This window comes from Ferrovibrio sp., assembly GCF_965278975.1.
Lineage (GTDB): Bacteria > Pseudomonadota > Alphaproteobacteria > Ferrovibrionales > Ferrovibrionaceae > Ferrovibrio.
The window spans coordinates 3998779-4011763 of record NZ_OZ257126.1 but is presented as its reverse complement, the minus strand read 5'-3'; the positions used below and the strand labels follow the sequence as shown (position 1 = coordinate 4011763).

General features: G+C 63.0%; 15 protein-coding genes. 10 read left to right on the top strand and 5 right to left on the bottom strand.

The features are described 5' to 3' along the window. Positions 1-32 precede the first annotated feature (32 nt). Positions 33-722: an ATP12 family chaperone protein gene (locus ACQY7X_RS19115; RefSeq protein WP_428247006.1), complete on the top strand. Its 690-nt coding sequence runs from the start codon at positions 33-35 to the stop codon at positions 720-722. 187 nt (positions 723-909) lie between these two features. Here ACQY7X_RS19115 and corA read toward each other — a convergent pair whose 3' ends face one another. From corA to ACQY7X_RS19100, 3 genes are all read right to left on the bottom strand, one after another. Then, complete coding sequence (gene corA, locus ACQY7X_RS19110) at positions 910-1878, bottom strand: magnesium/cobalt transporter CorA (protein ID WP_428247005.1); 969 nt, start codon at positions 1876-1878, stop codon at positions 910-912. A 64-nt stretch (positions 1879-1942) separates the two neighbouring features. Continuing rightward, positions 1943-2599 (bottom strand): uracil-DNA glycosylase, encoded by a 657-nt coding sequence (locus tag ACQY7X_RS19105; RefSeq protein WP_428247004.1) that lies wholly within the window; start codon positions 2597-2599, stop codon positions 1943-1945. 9 nt (positions 2600-2608) lie between these two features. Next, positions 2609-3274, bottom strand: a complete 666-nt coding sequence (locus ACQY7X_RS19100) for an NYN domain-containing protein (protein ID WP_428250079.1) — start codon at positions 3272-3274, stop codon at positions 2609-2611. A gap of 49 nt (positions 3275-3323) precedes the next feature. Here ACQY7X_RS19100 and folK point away from each other — a divergent pair, with 49 nt between their 5' ends. The 9 genes from folK (at position 3324) to era (ending at position 11558) form a co-directional block, all read left to right on the top strand. Then, positions 3324-3917 (top strand): 2-amino-4-hydroxy-6-hydroxymethyldihydropteridine diphosphokinase, encoded by a 594-nt coding sequence (gene folK / locus ACQY7X_RS19095; protein ID WP_428247003.1) that lies wholly within the window; start codon positions 3324-3326, stop codon positions 3915-3917. Positions 3918-3990: 73 nt separating this feature from the next. Then, positions 3991-4368: a DNA-directed RNA polymerase subunit omega gene (gene rpoZ / locus ACQY7X_RS19090; RefSeq protein ID WP_428247002.1), complete on the top strand. Its 378-nt coding sequence runs from the start codon at positions 3991-3993 to the stop codon at positions 4366-4368. A 260-nt stretch (positions 4369-4628) separates the two neighbouring features. After that, positions 4629-6821 carry a RelA/SpoT family protein gene (locus tag ACQY7X_RS19085; protein WP_428247001.1) on the top strand — a complete coding sequence of 731 codons (2193 nt, stop codon included), beginning with the start codon at positions 4629-4631 and terminating at the stop codon, positions 6819-6821. A 395-nt stretch (positions 6822-7216) separates the two neighbouring features. Then, positions 7217-7804, top strand: a complete 588-nt coding sequence (gene pyrE, locus ACQY7X_RS19080; RefSeq protein ID WP_428247000.1) for an orotate phosphoribosyltransferase — start codon at positions 7217-7219, stop codon at positions 7802-7804. Positions 7805-7813: 9 nt separating this feature from the next. Further along, positions 7814-8560 (top strand): pyridoxine 5'-phosphate synthase, encoded by a 747-nt coding sequence (locus ACQY7X_RS19075; RefSeq protein WP_428246999.1) that lies wholly within the window; start codon positions 7814-7816, stop codon positions 8558-8560. Next, entirely contained in the window at positions 8560-8994 is a 435-nt protein-coding gene (gene acpS, locus ACQY7X_RS19070) for a holo-ACP synthase (RefSeq protein ID WP_428246998.1), read from the top strand. Before ACQY7X_RS19075 ends, acpS begins: the two co-directional genes overlap by 1 nt. Before the next feature lie 146 nt (positions 8995-9140). Next, complete coding sequence (lepB, locus tag ACQY7X_RS19065) at positions 9141-9902, top strand: signal peptidase I (protein ID WP_428246997.1); 762 nt, start codon at positions 9141-9143, stop codon at positions 9900-9902. A 1-nt stretch (position 9903) separates the two neighbouring features. Beyond that, a complete protein-coding gene (rnc, locus tag ACQY7X_RS19060) occupies positions 9904-10650 on the top strand; it encodes a ribonuclease III (protein ID WP_428246996.1) in 747 nt (248 codons plus the stop codon). Beyond that, positions 10647-11558 carry a GTPase Era gene (era, locus tag ACQY7X_RS19055; RefSeq protein ID WP_428246995.1) on the top strand — a complete coding sequence of 304 codons (912 nt, stop codon included), beginning with the start codon at positions 10647-10649 and terminating at the stop codon, positions 11556-11558. The genes rnc and era overlap by 4 nt, the downstream gene beginning before the upstream one ends. Before the next feature lies 1 nt (position 11559). On the opposite strand, the gene ACQY7X_RS19050 is transcribed toward era, so the two are convergent. Then, the gene (locus tag ACQY7X_RS19050; protein WP_428246994.1) at positions 11560-12483 is read right to left on the bottom strand and encodes an AEC family transporter; all 924 of its coding nucleotides are present in this window, start codon (positions 12481-12483) and stop codon (positions 11560-11562) included. Between the two features lie 9 nt (positions 12484-12492). Next, positions 12493-12969 carry a hypothetical protein gene (locus tag ACQY7X_RS19045; protein ID WP_428246993.1) on the bottom strand — a complete coding sequence of 159 codons (477 nt, stop codon included), beginning with the start codon at positions 12967-12969 and terminating at the stop codon, positions 12493-12495. Between the last annotated feature and the right edge of the window lie 16 nt (positions 12970-12985).

The window sequence follows — 12985 nt, the reverse complement described above, 5'->3', positions numbered from 1 at the left end:
TCAATCTAATCACAGTAAGCTCTAAGGACAAGATGAAGCGTTTCTACAAGACCACTGCCGCCGAGCAGCGCGTTGGCGGTGCCGTGGTGCTGCTGGATGGCCGGGTGCTCAAGACGCCGGCGAAGCGGGATATGATGCTGCCGAATCTGGCGTTGGCCCAGGCCATTGCCGAGGAGTGGGCGGCGCAGGGCGAAAGCATCCAGCCGCAGACCATGCCGCTGATGAAGCTGGCCGCCACGGCGCTCGACCGCGTTGCCATCGACGCCAGCCATGCCACCGCCGATATCGTGCGCTACAGCGGTTCGGACCTGCTCTGCTACCGTGCGGATATGCAGGCTGAATTGGCGTTGCGGCAGGAGGAAGTGTGGCAGCCGCTGTTGGACTGGTTCCAGGGCCGCTACGATCTCACCCTGCGCATCACCAAGAGCATCATGGCGGTGGAGCAGCCGCCGGAACTGGCTGATCGCCTGCACCGGCTCTGCGCCGGCCTCGATCCGCTGCGCCTGACCGCATTGCATACCGCCACCACGGTTTGCGGCTCGGTAGTGATCGGCTTGGCCCTGCTGGAAGGCCATTTGAGCAGCGATGCCGCCTATGAAGCCGCCTTCCTCGATGAACTGCATCAGGCCGGACTCTGGGGCGAAGATGAGGAAGCGGCCGAACGCCGCGCCGACCTCAAGGCCGAGATTGCAGCGCTGGAACGTTTTCTGAAGCTGCTCTAGGGGCAGCCTTCATAGCAAGAGCCGCTAGATTTTCCTTGTCATGTCATACCCGCGCCACCCTTCGGGTCTGCGCGCCCACGAACGCCGTTAGGCGTTCGCGCGCTTACAGGGTATCTCATTTCAAATGGGACTCTCGCTTTCGCGAGAGTGACAAGATGGTGCTAAGCTAACTGGTTGCATCCAGAAGCTAAAGCCAGCCGGATTTGCGGAAGCGCCAGTACAGGAAACCGGCGGCGCCGGCGATGATCAGCAAAGCGGTGGGATAGCCGTATTCCCATTTCAGTTCCGGCATGACCTCGAAATTCATGCCCCAGATGCCGGCGAAGGCGGTGGCGACGGCGAAAATACCGGCCCACGCGGCCAGCCGCTTGTTCACTTCGCCTTCCTCGATGGTGACCATTGAAAGGTTCACCTGCATCGCCGTGCTGATGGTGTCGCGGATACCGTCCGTCAACTGGTTGATGCGGATCAGGTGGTCATAGACGTCGCGGAAATATACCTGCATGTCGGTGCAGGCATTGGGCACGCGACCGCCGCCGGTGAGCTTGCCGACGGCATCCATCAGCGGCGCCACGGCGTGCTTCAGTACCTGGACCTTGCGCTTGAGCGCATACAGCCGCTCGATGTTCGAGCGTGCCTGTCCCTGGCTGAAAATCTGCTCCTCGATTTCCTCCAGTTCGGTTTCCAGTGCATCGACGATCGGGAAGTAGCGGTCCACCACGGCATCGATCAAGGCATAGAATACGAAGCCCGAACCGAGCTTGAGCAGATGCTGTTCACGTTCGGCACGGGCGCGCACGCCGAGGAAATTCTGCTGGCTGCGGTTGCGCACCGACAGCACATAATTCTTGCCGACGAAGATATCCACTTCGCCGACCTGCAATTCGCCATCGACGATTTCGACAAGCTGGATCACGGCAAAAAGGGAGTCGCCGTATTCTTCGACCTTGGGGCGCTGATGGCCGTGCTGCGCATCTTCCACCGCCAGTTCATGCAGGCCGAATTCCTCCTGCATCTTTTTCAGCTCGGTGATATCGGCATCCTTCAGCGCCACCCAGACAAAGGCATCCTTGCGGCTGACATAGTCGCTGATCTCGCTGATGCTCGGTTCGGCGAGCTTGTGGCCGTTCTGATAGGCAACGCAATTGATCAGCATGGCACCCCCGGTCCGCTGGGCGGATTCTCGACGGCGCTAGAATAGGCGCGAAAGGGCTTGAGAGCTAGCCGAGGTGAGCCGCGATACGGTCGAAAACCGCATGGAACATCGCCTCGGTGAGGCGGCCTGTATTGGTATTGTAACGTGAGCAATGGTAGCTGGAAAACAGCGTGGCGCCATTGGGCAATAGATAGGCGGTATTATGCCCGAAGGGTGCCGCCGCCCGCTTCATCTTGAGTGTATCCAGCACGGCCACATGGGCAATCTGACCTAAGGCCAGCACGGCGCGCAGCTTGCCCATGGCGGCGATTTCCGGCGCCAGGAAATGGCTGCGGCAGATCTTGGTTTCCGCCGGGGTCGGCTTGTTTTCCGGCGGCACGCATTTCACGGCATTGGAGATGCGGGCGCGGCGCAGCACCAGACCGTCATTCGGATCGGCGCGGAACTGGCCCTCGGAGAAGCCGTATTTCTTCAACGTGCTGTAGAGCAGGTCGCCGGCATAGTCGCCGGTGAAGGGCCGTCCGGTGCGGTTGGCGCCTTTCAGGCCCGGCGCCAGGCCGACCACAAGCAATTGCGGGTCTGCATCGCCCCAGGCCGGTACTGGCGCATTGAAGAAATCCGGATAGGCGGCGCGGTTATCGGTGCGGAACTGCGCCAGGCGCGGGCAGAGATCGCAATCCCGGCCAGGAACCGGCACGGCCGCAAGGGACAGGCCGTTCATCGCCGTTGCTTAGCGGTTGTAGCCGCGTGGATTTGCGGTGTCGATCTCGTCGTCGTCTTCATAGGCGCCGGCTGGGGTGTTGTTGCCGACGCGCAGCGTGGCATTGAGGCCGGCGGTGCGCTGGGCATGCACCTGATCGCGGCCACCGCCCTCGCGCATGATCTTCGGCATCAGGTCCTGAAGCTCAACGAAAGTATCGGCCTGGCGGCGCAGTTCGTCGGCCACCATTGGCGGCTGGCTCTTGGTGGTGGCAACCACCGAGACGCGCACGCCACGGCGCTGCACGGCTTCCACCAGGCGGCGGAAATCGCCATCGCCGGAGAACAGCACGGCATGATCCAGGTGCGGTGTCAGGTCCATCATGTCGATGGCCAGTTCGATATCCATGTTGCTCTTGAAACGGCGGCGGCCGGTGGCGTCGGTATATTCCTTCGCCGGCTTGGTCACCATGGTGTAGCCGTTATAGTCGAGCCAATCGATCAGCGGGCGCAGCGGCGAGTAATCGGCATCTTCCACCAGCGCGGTGTAGTAGAAGGCGCGCACCAGATGCGCTTCCTTGCGGAAATGTTCGAGCAGGCGCCGGTAGTCGATTTCAAAGCCGAGGCTGCGGGCGGCGGAGTAGAGGTTGGCGCCATCGATGAAGAGCGCCACGCGCTCCTGCGGATAAAATTTCATCATCAGGATCACTCCAACTGTAAGACGAAGAAAGACGGTTTATCGAAATATGGATAATGGGCTAATTAAATCATCATTCAGACTACACAAGGCTTCCATGGCCGGAAATCCCTCGAATGATCTAGTTTTTATAGCCCTTGGCGCAAATCTGCCCGCTGAGGGTCAGGGAGATATTCGCGCCACACTCATCGCGGGCATGGATGCTTTGAGTGGGAACGATTTGACCATTGTGGCGCGTTCCAGCCTGTGGCGTTCACCGGCCTGGCCGCCACCGACGGCGGGCGAAACGGAGCAACCTGATTATCTCAATGCCGTGGTGGCGTTGCGCACCGCGCTCGCACCGGATGCGTTGTTGCAGCGATTACATGACATCGAAGCCGTTTTCGGCCGCCGTCGTGTGGGCCGCTGGGATGCGCGACCGCTGGATCTCGACATACTCGATTACCGCGGACAGGTGCAGCCCGAGGAACTGCTGGGCCGGGCTGTACTCCCGCATCCCCGGTTGAGCCGGCGCCTGTTCGTGCTGCTGCCACTGCAGGAAGTGGCGCCGGGCTGGCGGCATCCGGTCAGCGGCGCCAGCCTGCCGGCCCTGATCGCGGCGGCAGAGCCTATGAAAATCAATAGGTTGGAAGAGGGGCGTTGAATAGCCCTTGCATGCTGCCGGGGAAGGCGCTAGGAAGCGCAATTCCCCGGATGGTCACTAAGGATTCGCCGCCATGGCCCGCGTTACCGTTGAAGATTGCGTCATCAAGGTTCCGAACCGCTTCGAGCTGGTGATGCTCGCCGCCCAGCGCGCCCGCGCCGTGTCGGCTGGCGCGCCGCTGACCGTGGACCGCGACAACGACAAGAATCCGGTGGTTGCCCTGCGCGAAATCGCTGATGAAACCGTGGATATCGAGACCCTGCGCCAGCGCATGATCGGCGGCATGCAGAAGCATGTCGAGGTGGATGAGCCGGAAGAGGACAACATGGCCGCCCTGATGGAATCGGCCGAATGGTCCGGGGTTCACCAGTCGGACGACCTGGCCGAAGGCATGGGCATCGAGGAAGAGGGCGGTGACGAACCCGACCTTGGGGATGCCACCGAGGAGTAATCCTCGTCCTTCCGACTCAGAGCCTGATAACATCATAGTGACGCGCTGCGTTTCGCCCTAAGGCGAAACCCTGCCGGCTGGGCGGACTTAGCCTTCGAGTGCCTCGCGCTCCTATCCGAGGGCCCAATTCACCTCAGCGTAGCACCTCAATATGCCGTCATCAGGCTCTAGAATCATTCCAGGGTCTTGCCCTCGGCCAATTTTCGCCCAAAATTCAGGGTGTTGTGTAATTGTTTCCCGTTGAAGGAGGGCGGGGCGGTATGGCGCGTGCTCGGATTCTGCGGCAAGTCGAATTGGTAGAGAAGGTTCTGGCGTACGATCCCGGCGCCAACGAGGACCTGTTGAACCGCGCCTATGTGTTTTCCATGAAGGCGCATGGCGCCCAGATGCGCGCCTCCGGCGATCCGTATTTCTCCCATCCCGTGGAAGTGGCCGGCATCCTTGCCGGTATGAAACTCGACGACAAGACCATCGCCACCGGTCTGCTGCACGACACGCTGGAAGACACCGTGGCGACGCCGGTGGAGATCGAGAAGAATTTCGGCGGCGATGTGCTGCGCCTGGTCGATGGCGTCACCAAGCTGTCGCGCATCGAGCAGCAATCCGACCGCACGCGGCAGGCGGAGAATTTCCGCAAGCTGCTGCTGGCGATGTCGAATGACATCCGCGTGCTGCTGGTGAAACTGGCCGACCGGCTGCACAACATGCGCACGCTGCATTACATCAAGACGCCGGAAAAGCGGAAGCGCATCGCCAAGGAGACGATGGAGATTTACGTTCCGCTCGCCGACCGCATCGGCATGCAGGAACTGAAGGAGGAACTGGAAGACCTCGCCTTCGCCGAATTGAATACGGATGCGCGCGCCTCGATCATCACCCGCCTGGAACAGTTGCGCAGCGAGGGCGGCAGCCTGACGCAGCGCATTTCCGACAAGATCAAGCGCACCCTGGCGGAACAGGGGCTGGATGCCTGGGTTTCGGGCCGCGAGAAGCGCCCGTTCTCGATCTGGGAGAAGATGCAGCGCAAGAACATCCCGTTCGAGCAACTTTCCGACATCATGGCCTTCCGCATCGTGGTGCGCGACATCACCGCCTGCTATCAGGCGCTGGGTATCGTGCATGGCACCTGGCCATCGGTGCCGGGGCGCTTCAAGGACTATCTCTCGACGCCGAAGCAGAATGGCTACCGCTCACTGCATACCACGGTGATCGGTCCGGAAAACAAGCGCATCGAAATCCAGATACGCACCCAGGACATGCATGAAGTGTCCGAGCTCGGCGTCGCGGCGCATTGGCAATACAAGCAGGATGGCAATGGCGGCGGCACCGCACCGGATGCCGAAGCGAAGCAATACCGCTGGCTGCGCGAATTGCTGGAAATCCTGGAACAGGCTTCGGATCCCGAGGAATTCCTGGAGCATACCAAGCTCAACATGTTCCAGGATCAGGTATTCTGCTTCACGCCGAAGGGCGACCTGATCGCGCTGCCGCGCGATGCCACGGTGGTCGATTTCGCCTACGCGGTACATTCCGGTGTCGGCGACACGGCAGTGGGTGCCAAGGTGAATGGCCGCGTGGTGCCGCTGCGTACTGTGCTGCGCAATGGCGACCAGGTGGAAATCCTGCGCTCGAAAGTACCGGCGCCGAATCCGAACTGGCTCAATTTTGTCAAATCCGGCCGTGCCAAATCCTGCATCAACCGCTTCATCCGCCAGCAGCAGCGTGGCCAGTATGTCGAACTGGGCAAGGCGATTCTCAAAAAGACCTTCCACGAGCGTGATCAGCAGCTCACCGAAAAGGGCCTAGAAGCGGCGGTGAAGGTGCTGAAATTCCGTGGCGTTGAGGATGTCTATGTCAACGTCGGCGACGGCTCGGTCACCGCGCGCCAGGTGCTGCATATCGTCTATCCCGGCGAGAAGGAAAACGACCGCGAGGCCGACAAGCTGCCGCCGTTGCCGCGCCAGCAGCACAAGGCACCGGAGCATAAGCATAACGGCATCTCGATCCGCGGCCTGATTCCCGGCATGGCGATGCATATCGCCGGCTGCTGCCATCCGCTGCCGGGCGACCGCATCGTCGGCATCGTCACCACCGGCAAGGGCGTGACCATCCACACCATCGATTGCGAGGCGCTGGGCCAGTTCACCGACCAGCCGGAACGCTGGCTTGATCTCGCCTGGGAAGCCCCAGGGGATGGCGACAAGAGCGGCCAGGTGCATCTGGGCCGCGTCATCCTGCTGGTGGCCAACGAGCCCGGTTCGCTCTCGGCGCTCAGTACGGTGATTGCCAAGCACAAGGGCAATATCACCAACCTGAAGATCACCAACCGCACCCAGGAATTGTTCGAGATGTATGTCGATGTCGAGGTGCGTGACGTGAAGCACCTCTCGAACATTATCGCGGCGCTGCGGGCCACCCCGAATATCAGCAGTGTGGAGCGGGCAAGGGGCTGATTTCGGCCTGCCGATGCCCAAGGTCGTCGCCAGGATCGAGGATGGCTTCACCGGCAACTGGTAAGGCATCTGGTTATCCGGCCGTTTCGCCTCGCTGGATGTCCGCCCGCGCAAGGATGGCCGCTATGATCTGGTCTACCGGCTGGGCAAAGGGGTCAATGGCGACAGGCCGGAAACCAACCGTTGGACGCTTGAGATAAAGGACGGCGGGTTGCTGCGCGACAGTGGCAGGGGGCGTTTCCTGTTCAAGCCCGGCCCGGACGGCAGCTTGAGCACCACCCGTACCGACAGCCGTGGCGATAACGCGAGATCACCTGGCGCCGGCTGCCCTTGCCGTCTTGAACCCGGGGGCGGCTGCCCTTAGGCTGCGCCCGGCAAGTAAGGGACCCCAGATCATGACGCGTGACGAAGTTTTGCAGCATTACCGCGAATCCGGCGCCTTGCTGGAGGGGCATTTCCTGCTCACTTCCGGCCTGCACAGCCCGGTCTACATGCAGTCGGCCAAGGTGCTGTCGCATCCGGCCCGGGCCGAGGCGATGTGCCGCGCGCTGGCCGACACTATCCGCGCCAAGCTGGGGCCGAAGCCGGTGGATATCGTCTGCTCGCCGGCCATGGGCGGCGTGGTGGTGGGCTATGAACTGGCACGCCAGCTTGGCGTGCCGGCAATCTTCACCGAGCGCGTGGACGGCAAATTCGCGCTGCGCCGGGGCTTCGAGATCGAGCCGGGCGCCCGCGTGCTGATGGCCGAGGATGTGGTCACCACCGGCAAGTCGAGCCGCGAATGCATCGACTGCATCGCCGAGCATGGCGGGATTACCGTGGGTGCTTCCTGCATCGTCGACCGCTCGGATGGCGAGGTGCAGCTTGGCGTGCCGATGTTCGCCTTGTGCGGCTTCAAGGTGCCGGCCTATCGCGAGGATGAACTGCCGCCGGAACTGGCGAAGCTGCCGGCGGTGAAGCCCGGCTCGCGCGGCCTGAAGTAGGAGAGACAGATGGGTAAGCTGCGGCTTGGCGTCAATATCGACCACGTTGCCACCATCCGCAACGCGCGTGGCGGCAAGCATCCCGATCCGGTGCGCGCCGCGATCATGGCGGCTGCCGCTGGCGCCGATGGCATCACCGCGCATCTGCGCGAGGATCGCCGCCATATCTCGGATGGCGATATCGACCGGCTGATGGCCGAGATCAAGCTGCCGCTGAACCTGGAAATGGCCGCCACCGCCGAGATGCTGGGCATCGCACTGCGCCACAAGCCGCATGCCTGCTGTATCGTGCCGGAGCGGCGCGAGGAGCGCACCACGGAAGGCGGCCTGGATGCCGCAGCCCAGCATAGCCATCTGGCGCCGATCATCACCCGCCTGGTGGATGCCGGCATCCGCGTGTCGCTGTTCATCGAGCCTTCGCGGGTGCAGCTTGCCGTCGCCAAGGCACTTGGTGCGCCGGTGGTGGAACTGCATACCGGCCGCTATTGCGAGCTGGAGGGTGCTGCGCGCGAGACCGAGCTGAAGCGCATCCGCGCGGCGGCCGATTATGCCGCCGAACTTGGCCTGGAATGTCATGCCGGCCACGGCTTGAGCTTTGACAATGTCGGGCCGATTGCCGCGATCCCCAGCGTCGTCGAACTCAATATCGGCCACTTCCTCATTGGCGAAGCAATCTTCGGCGGCCTGGATGGCACCATCCGCCACATGCGTGCCCTGATGGATGCGGCGCGCGGCGACCGCAGCCTGAGCGCCTGATGACCATACTGGGCATCGGTTCCGACCTGATCGACATCAGGCGGATCGACAAGACCATCGCCCGCTTCGGCGACCGCTTTCTCAACCGCGTGTTCACCGCCACCGAGAAGGCGCGCTCCGAGCGCCGTCCGCTCACCCGCATCGCTTCCTACGCCAAGCGTTTCGCCGCCAAGGAAGCCTGCTCCAAGGCGCTGGGTACGGGTTTCCGCAAAGGGGTGTTCTGGCGCGACATGGGGGTGGTGAACCTGCCCGGTGGCAAGCCGACCATGAAGTTGACCGGCGGTGCCCTGGCGCGGCTGCAAAGCATGCTGCCGCCCGGCCATGTGGCACAGATCGATATCACCATCACGGACGAGCCGCCGCTGGCCCAGGCGCTGGTCATCATCTCGGCCGTACCGGCACCGCCGGAAGCCGCATCCGAGGCTAATACCTAAAATAAAATCAATATCTTAGCTGGCGGCCAATATCTTGGCCTGCGGCACTTGGGTCACTTGACTTGACCTGTGCCAGCGGGCTTGATGCCGCTTGGTTCTGCCGCCCGGCCTGGGTCTGGCGGGTAGTGTAAAGCAGGAGTGAGCGAGTGGCGAAGAGCAAGGCGGATCGGGAGCAGGGTACCGGCCTGTGGGAAAACCTGCAGACCCTGATCTATGCCCTGGTGATCGCCGGCGGCATCCGTACCTTTGCCTATGAGCCGTTCCATATCCCGTCTGAATCGATGCTGCCGACCCTGCTGGTTGGCGATTTCCTCTTCGTGTCGAAATACGCCTATGGCTATTCGCGCTATTCGCTGCCTTTCAGCCCGGATCTGTTCAAGGGCCGTGTGCTGGAAGGCCAGCCGGAGCGCGGCGATGTGGTGGTGTTCCGCTATCCCGGCGATACGTCGCTGGATTACATCAAGCGCGTGATTGGCGTGCCGGGCGACCGCGTGCAGATGCGCGATGGCGAATTGTGGCTGAATGGCGAGAAGGTGCAGCGCCGCCGCGTGGCGGATTTCGAATTGCGCGATCGCTACGGCATGGTGCGCCGCGAGCGCCAGTATGAGGAAACCCTGCCCGGTGGCCGCAGCTACATGACCATCGACCTGGGCGTCACCAAAGGCGACAACACCGCGGTATTCACCGTGCCGGCGGGCAATTTCTTCGTGATGGGCGACAACCGCGACAATTCCGAGGATAGCCGTTTCCCGGTGATCAATGGCGGCGTCGGTTTCCTGCCGCTGGAGAATCTGGTTGGCCGCGCCAATATCCGCTGGCTGTCGGTGGATGGCTCTGCCTCGATGCTGAAGCCGTGGACCTGGCCCGGCGCCTGGCGCTTCGAGCGCATCTTCACCAGTATTCACTGACGTGTCGGACGACGCCAGCAAACCCGGCCTCGACACCCTGCAGCAGGCGCTTGGGCACCGTTTCGCCGAGCCGAAGCTGCTGGAGGAAGCCCTGGTGCATCCCTCGGCGAATCCGCGCCGCTCGCGTGCCAAATCGGCGCGGCGCGGCGCCGCCAAGACCGAGGCCGCGCGCGATTATAACCGGCTCGAATTCATCGGCGACCGCGTGCTCGGCCTGATCGTCGCTACCCTGCTGGCCAAGGCATTCCCGGATGCAGCCGCTGGCGAGCTGGCGCTGCGCTACAATGCCCTGGTGCGGCAGGAAAGCCTGGCGCGGTTCGCCCAGGATCTGGGCCTTGGCGAGCATATCCAGTTGTCGCGCTCGGAGCGTGATTCCGGCGGTGCCGGCAAGCCGGCGATCCTGGCCGATGCACTTGAAGCTGTGATCGCCGCGCTGTATCTGGATGGCGGCCTGGCGGCGGCGGAGCAGTTCGTATCGCGCCATATGGCACCGCATCTGGATGATTCGTCCTATGCTGGTGCTGCCAAGGATGCCAAGACCGCGCTGCAGGAATGGGCTGCCGCGCGCGGCCAGAATGTGCCGCGCTATCAGGTCGCCAGCATCGAAGGACCACCGCATGAACCGCGCTTCACCGTCGAGGTGGCGCTGGGCGATGGTGAACCGGAACAAGGAAAAGGCGGCTCGAAGCGCGCCGCCGAGCAGGAAGCTGCCGGCCGGCTGCTGCGCCGCCTGGAGCAAAGTACATGAGTGACGAAACCACCAACACCACCTGCGGCTATGTCGCCATTGTCGGCGCGCCCAATGCCGGCAAGTCGACCCTGCTGAATGCCCTGCTCGGCGCCAAGATTTCCATCGTCTCGTCCAAGGTGCAGACGACGCGGGCGCGCATCACCGGCATCGGCATCGATGATCAGGCGCAGATCATCTATCTGGATACTCCGGGCATCTTCGCGCCGAAGCGGCGGCTTGATCGCGCCATGGTGCAGGCGGCCTGGAGCGGCGTGGATGATGCCGATGTGATCCTGCTGGTGGTGGATGCGGTGCGCGGTTATGACGACGAGACGCGCGAAATCCTCAAGCGCCTGAAGAACCAGGACACGCCGATCGTGCTGGCGCTGAACAAGGTGGATAAGCTGCTGCGCGAGAAGCTGCTCGGCCTCACCCAGGCGCTGAACAATGACTTTGCCTTCGCGGCCACCTTCATGATCTCGGCGGAGAAGGGCGATGGCGTTGACGACCTGCGCCGCGATCTCGCCCGCCGCATGCCGGCAGGCCCCTGGCTGTACCCGGAAGACCAGTTGACCGATGTGCCGATGCGTTTCCTCGCCGCCGAGATCACGCGCGAGAAGCTGTTCAACGCGCTGCGCCAGGAACTGCCCTATGCCGCCACGGTGGAAACCGAGGATTGGAAGGACCAGAAGGATGGTTCGGCCAAGATCAATCAGGTGATCTTCATCGAGCGCGAGACGCAGAAGAAGATCGTGATCGGCGAGGGCGGTGCGATGCTGAAGCGCATCGGCGCCAATGCCCGGCGCGAAATGGAAGAACAGTTCGAGCGCCGCGTGCATCTCTTCCTGTTCGTGAAGGTGCGCGGCGACTGGGGCGACGATCCCGAACGCTACGAGGCGATGGGCCTCGACTTCCCCAAGGCTTGATCTAGAGCCCCATCAAGCCGAGCAGGATCGGCATGGTGATGAAGGCGCCGAGCGTGGTGGCGGTGACGATGGCTGCCATCAGCGGCGCATCGCCGCCCATCTGGCGTGCCAGGATGTAGCTGGCGCTTGAGGTCGGCAGCATCGCCCACAGCACCAGCACCTGGGTTTCGATCAGGGTGAGATGCCACAGCCGCGCCAGGCCGAACATCGCTGCCGGATAGAGCAGCAGCTTCAGCACCAGGGTGGCGGCCACCGCCGGGCCGCCCCGGCGCAGCGCATCGAGTTGCAGCGCGGCGCCGACGGTGAGCAGGCCGAGCGGCGCTGCCACATCGCCCAGGGTCTTGAGCACGGCATCGATGCCGCGCGGCAGGCCGATGCCGGTCTGATTCAGGAAGATGCCGACCAGGCAGGCGATGATCAGCGGGTTCTTGGCCAGGGCGATAAACTGATCGCGCCACGAAGCGCCGCCCCGGGCATGGCTGCCGAAACGCATCATCACCAGCACGGTGAGGACATTCAGCACCGGAATCGCCACCGAGATCACCACGGCATAGAGCGTGATGCCGGCATTGCCGGATAAGGCCGCCACGGCGCCGAAGCCGACGAAGGTGTTGAAGCGGATCGAACCCTGAAACAGGCTGGTGAAGGCCGGGCCATCGAGCTTGAGCGGGCGGCGCAGGCTATAGCCGATCACCGCGATCAGCAGGATTGAGCCGAACAAAGTGCCGAACAGGCCGGTGGGGTCGAGGTCGCCGAGATCGGCGCGCGCCAGGTTGTGGATCAGCAGTGCCGGAAAGAACAGGAAATAGACGCTGCGGTCGGCCAGCGGCCAGAAGCCCTCGCCGGGAAAACTCCAGCGCCGCATCCCTAAGCCGATCAGGATCAGCAGGAAGATCGGCAGAATCGCAAAGATGACATCGACCATGCGGGAACTTTAGGCGCCCTGCATCAGGATGGCGAGGTCGATGAGCCGGTTGGCCAGGGAATAGACGAAATACAGCAGCAGCGCCCGCAGCAGGGTCTCACCCCAGCCGAGCGGGCGGCCAGTTTTACGCGGTACGGCCGTGCGGCGCGGTGGCTTGCTGATGGCCGGCTTCGGCGGCGTGGCTCCGGTTATGTCGTTGGCCGGCTCCGGCACCACATCGATGATCACCGGTAGATTGCTGATGGTCTCTACCGGCGTGGCATCTGGCAGCACCGAAGCAGAAGCCCCCTGATTCACGGCGGCGATGCGGGTGCGTTCCGGGCCATAGATGCGGCGCCAGCGGAAGGCTTCGGCCTGGGCGGCTTCCATGTCGCCATGGGCGGCGCGCAGAATCCAGCTATCGCCGAGCTGCGTAAGCACGATGTAGCAGCCGCCGGAGAAATAGCCTCCGGGAGAGCTGCCCGGTATGTCGGCCATGTAACGCATGGCAACATTTTGTCAG

Excerpts from the sequence above, each read along its gene's own strand:
- ACQY7X_RS19115 (WP_428247006.1), top strand. The coding sequence starts at position 33 with ATGAAGCGTTTCTACAAGACCACTGCCGCCGAGCAGCGCGTTGGCGGT.
- corA (WP_428247005.1), bottom strand. The coding sequence starts at position 1,878 with ATGCTGATCAATTGCGTTGCCTATCAGAACGGCCACAAGCTCGCCGAA.
- ACQY7X_RS19105 (WP_428247004.1), bottom strand. The coding sequence starts at position 2,599 with ATGAACGGCCTGTCCCTTGCGGCCGTGCCGGTTCCTGGCCGGGATTGC.
- ACQY7X_RS19100 (WP_428250079.1), bottom strand. The coding sequence starts at position 3,274 with ATGAAATTTTATCCGCAGGAGCGCGTGGCGCTCTTCATCGATGGCGCC.
- folK (WP_428247003.1), top strand. The coding sequence starts at position 3,324 with ATGGATAATGGGCTAATTAAATCATCATTCAGACTACACAAGGCTTCC.
- rpoZ (WP_428247002.1), top strand. The coding sequence starts at position 3,991 with ATGGCCCGCGTTACCGTTGAAGATTGCGTCATCAAGGTTCCGAACCGC.
- ACQY7X_RS19085 (WP_428247001.1), top strand. The coding sequence starts at position 4,629 with ATGGCGCGTGCTCGGATTCTGCGGCAAGTCGAATTGGTAGAGAAGGTT.
- pyrE (WP_428247000.1), top strand. The coding sequence starts at position 7,217 with ATGACGCGTGACGAAGTTTTGCAGCATTACCGCGAATCCGGCGCCTTG.
- ACQY7X_RS19075 (WP_428246999.1), top strand. The coding sequence starts at position 7,814 with ATGGGTAAGCTGCGGCTTGGCGTCAATATCGACCACGTTGCCACCATC.
- acpS (WP_428246998.1), top strand. The coding sequence starts at position 8,560 with ATGACCATACTGGGCATCGGTTCCGACCTGATCGACATCAGGCGGATC.
- era (WP_428246995.1), top strand. The coding sequence starts at position 10,647 with ATGAGTGACGAAACCACCAACACCACCTGCGGCTATGTCGCCATTGTC.
- ACQY7X_RS19050 (WP_428246994.1), bottom strand. The coding sequence starts at position 12,483 with ATGGTCGATGTCATCTTTGCGATTCTGCCGATCTTCCTGCTGATCCTG.
- ACQY7X_RS19045 (WP_428246993.1), bottom strand. The coding sequence starts at position 12,969 with ATGCGTTACATGGCCGACATACCGGGCAGCTCTCCCGGAGGCTATTTC.